Source organism: Dyadobacter sp., from assembly GCF_051859145.1.
Lineage (GTDB): Bacteria > Bacteroidota > Bacteroidia > Cytophagales > Spirosomataceae > Dyadobacter.
This window is the reverse complement of the sequence record NZ_JBHYGF010000413.1, coordinates 1-3,493: the sequence shown is the minus strand read 5'-3', so window position 1 is coordinate 3,493 and position 3,493 is coordinate 1. Positions and strand designations below refer to the sequence as shown.

Here is a 3,493-nt window from a genome sequence, read left to right as displayed (position 1 = left end):
ACATCATCTTTGCCCTAATAAAAAACCAAGCAACCTATCAAGATCACTTGGTTTTATCATAGAAATCAGGGTGACAAGTCCACTAAATAGTAAGGTTTTAGAAAAATAAATAACATAGCAATGCATCGCAAAATAAACTACCTCTGCCTGTTTGCACTTCTGGTTAGCGGCTCTTTACAGGCGCAGAACAAAGCTAGGAATGGCAGCAACATCACATTCAAAAAAACAGAATTGACCAAGCGGTTTATTTCGGAAGGGGCTGCGATGGGGGATGTGAATAACGATGGCAAAAAGGATGTGCTGGCTGGGGCGTATTGGTTTGAGGCGCCTGGCTGGAAAGCGCATGAAATTATGAAACCTGACACTTTTCAGGTAAACGGCGGATATAGTAACTCATTTCTGGACTATGCAATGGACGTCAACCAGGATGGTTGGATCGATCTGGTCCGCATCGACTGGCCCGGCAAGGCTGCATATTGGCACGAAAACTCCAAAGGAAAACCCGGGCATTGGCAGGCGCATTTAATTCATTCTTCAGTGGGAAATGAATCGCCGATGATGGTGGATATCGATGGTGACGGCAGGCTTGATCTGCTTTGTAACGATCCTACTGCCAAAAAAGTGATCTGGCTGAAAAGTCCTGCAAAAAAGGGGGATACTGCCTGGGAAAAGTATGTAATCAGCAACGATCCCAACAATTCTACCCACATGTACACGCATGGAATCGGCTATGGGGATATCAATGGCGATGGGAGGAAAGATGTACTTGTGAAAGCAGGATGGTGGGAAGGTCCGGCGAAGGGACCGGCCAAGCACGGGAAAGAGGAAGACTGGAAATTTCATCCTGCCGATCTGGGCAAAGATTGCTCGCAAATGTATGTAATGGATCTAAATGGAGATGGATTAAATGACGTACTCAGCGCGTCTGCCCACGACTATGGAGTTTGGTGGCACGAGCAGCAGAAAGATGCGCAAGGCAATGTAATCTGGCGTCACCACACGATCGACGATTCATTTTCTCAAACGCACGGTTTGGAAATGAAGGATATCAATGGGGATGGAAACGTGGATTTCATCACGGGAAAAAGGTATTTTGCCCACCACGGAAACGATCCGGGCGAGTTTGAGCCGGCAGTAGTTTACTGGTTTGAATATAAACCTGGCAAAACGCCATCGTGGACCCGGCACGAAGTTGATAACAACTCAGGAGTAGGGCTGCACGTGACTGTGGAGGATATTAATAATGACGGTTTGCTGGATATCGTGACCGGAAATAAAAAGGGAGTGCGGGTTTTTACGCAGCAAAAAGGTAAGTAATACATATGAAATTCGGGATCAACACCTATTTGTTCGCGTCGCCTTTTACCAATGAGGGTGTTTCTTGGTTTCCGAAGTTTAAAGAATGGGGGTTTGATTTTGTTGAAATAGCTATTGAAGATCCGGCTAATATTGATCCTGCGTTTGTTAAAAAAGCTTTGGACGAGGCCGGACTGGAATGTCGCTCGGTTTGTGCGGCAACTGGTCCCGGGAGGGATTTAAGAGGAAATAAAAAGGAGCAGCTCACTTCAATGGAATATGTGGAGCAGCTTATTGATATAGCTCCGGTGCTTGGCAGCAAGCTGGTGGCTGGACCTATTTATTCATCGGTAGGCCGTGCTGATTTATATGACGAAGAAAAAAAGCTGCGTCAGTGGCAGACTGCTGTGACTAATCTGCGCCGGCTGGCTGGCTATGCAAAGGAAAAAAATGTCATGCTGGCTATCGAACCATTGAACCGGTATGAAACCGATATGGTCAATACCTGCGCGCAGGCTTTGAAAATGATTGAAGATGTAGGAAGTGACCATTTGTTGGTACACCTTGATTCTTTTCACATGAACCTGGAAGAAAAAGATCCCGCGCTGGCGATCAGGAAAGCAGGAAATAAGCTGGGACTGCTTCATGCATCAGGCAGCGACCGCGGCACACCCGGCGGCGACCAGATCAACTGGGACCGGATTTTCGCAGCACTTGACCACATCCATTACCAGGGTGATATTGTTATTGAATCATTTACTCCCGACGTAAAGATCATCGCGAAAGCAGCTTCAATCTGGCGAACGATTGAACCTTCAAAAGAAGCAATCGCAGTTGACGGACTTCGCTTTTTGCGGTCGCTGGCGTTTTGATTCAGTTACCAGGTTACAAATGCAGGGCAGTTCTGATTATGTTAAAGCTTTCCTATATTTGACAGTATTGCAAAAAACATCTCCCATGATAATCGACACACTTGAACAACTTGACTTCGGTAAGCAATATACTTACGCGGACTATCTAAAATGGCAGTTCAAAGAACGCCTTGAGTTAATACGCGGATATATTTACAAAATGTCGCCGGCACCCTCTCGCCGGCACCAGAAAATTGTCTGGAACCTGAATGGGGCTATTTGGGCGTATTTGAAAGATCAACCCTGCCAAGCTTACTCCGCACCCTTTGATGTTCGCCTTCCAATTCGGGACAAGAAGAGTAACCAGGAAATTACTACGGTTTTGCAGCCGGATATATGCGTGATCTGCGACAGTTCCAAGCTGGATGATCACGGTTGCATTGGAGCTCCCGACCTGGTTATCGAGGTACTTTCGCCGGGCAATTCTGCAAAAGAGATGAACCAGAAATTTGATATATACGAGGAAAGTGGTGTGAAGGAGTATTGGGTAGTGTACCCTGAATACGAGCACGTACTGATATTTACATTGTCTGAGAATGGAAAATTTGTCGGGCAGCACCCAAAAACCAGCAAAGATTTGCTCCGGTCAGCTATTCTTCCGGATCTGACAATTGATTTGTCACAGGTTTTTGCAGATAAGTAATTGCATTTGGTTTAAAAACAAAAAATCCCGGCTTGTGAGAACCAGGATTTTATTTTTATAGCAACCTGAAATATCAGGCTGTTAATTCTTCTTCTTCTAATCTGGAAGCATTCAGTTGTAGTATCTCGGTAGTCCAGGCGCGTGTTTTCGAAGCCAGTTCTGCATCCTTGGCAAGAGACTGTCCGTAAGACGGGATCATTGTTTTAAATGCATTCTGCCAATCAGAAGATTTTGCTTCCGGGAAGCAGCGGTTAATCAGATCAAGCATAATGGAAACTGATGTAGAAGCACCCGGGGATGCGCCCAGCAGCGCAGCAAGTGAACCGTCAGATGCAGTCACCATTTCGGTTCCAAACTCCAACACACCACCTTCTTTTTCATCTTTTTTGATTACCTGAACGCGCTGACCTGCTTTCAGTAAATCCCAATCTTCCAGCTTTGCGTCGGGCAAGTAATCTCTCAGCGCCTCAACTCTGTCCTCAGGAGACTGACGAACCTGGTCGATCAGATACTTGGTGAGCGGAATATTGTGTATCCCTGCTGCAAGCATCGGTTTGATATTGTTCAGCTTGATCGATAATGGCAGATCCAGGTAAGAGCCGTTTTTCAGGAATTTAGTTGAAAAACCTGCATACGGTCCGAA

The 3,493-nt window shown here is 45.9% G+C and carries 4 protein-coding genes; 3 read left to right on the top strand and 1 reads right to left on the bottom strand.

All coding sequences use genetic code 11. The features are described from left to right. Positions 1-120: 120 nt before the first annotated feature. The 3 genes from ACTIE6_RS20625 (at position 121) to ACTIE6_RS20615 (ending at position 2,850) form a co-directional block, all read left to right on the top strand. On the top strand, positions 121-1,317 hold the full coding sequence (locus tag ACTIE6_RS20625) for an FG-GAP repeat domain-containing protein (protein WP_439558432.1): 1,197 nt from the start codon (positions 121-123) through the stop codon (positions 1,315-1,317). Positions 1,318-1,322: 5 nt separating this feature from the next. Beyond that, on the top strand, positions 1,323-2,168 hold the full coding sequence (locus ACTIE6_RS20620) for a sugar phosphate isomerase/epimerase family protein (protein WP_439558431.1): 846 nt from the start codon (positions 1,323-1,325) through the stop codon (positions 2,166-2,168). Between the two features lie 85 nt (positions 2,169-2,253). Continuing rightward, positions 2,254-2,850: a Uma2 family endonuclease gene (locus ACTIE6_RS20615; RefSeq protein WP_439558430.1), complete on the top strand. Its 597-nt coding sequence runs from the start codon at positions 2,254-2,256 to the stop codon at positions 2,848-2,850. A gap of 73 nt (positions 2,851-2,923) precedes the next feature. Here the strand turns inward: ACTIE6_RS20615 and ACTIE6_RS20610 are convergent. Next, on the bottom strand, positions 2,924-3,493 hold a 570-nt coding region (locus ACTIE6_RS20610), incomplete at its 5' end, for a malate:quinone oxidoreductase (RefSeq protein WP_439558429.1).

What these genes read in the sequence shown, in the direction of transcription:
- ACTIE6_RS20625 (WP_439558432.1), top strand. Translation starts at nt 121, where the DNA reads ATGCATCGCAAAATAAACTACCTCTGCCTGTTTGCACTTCTGGTTAGC.
- ACTIE6_RS20620 (WP_439558431.1), top strand. Translation starts at nt 1,323, where the DNA reads ATGAAATTCGGGATCAACACCTATTTGTTCGCGTCGCCTTTTACCAAT.
- ACTIE6_RS20615 (WP_439558430.1), top strand. Translation starts at nt 2,254, where the DNA reads ATGATAATCGACACACTTGAACAACTTGACTTCGGTAAGCAATATACT.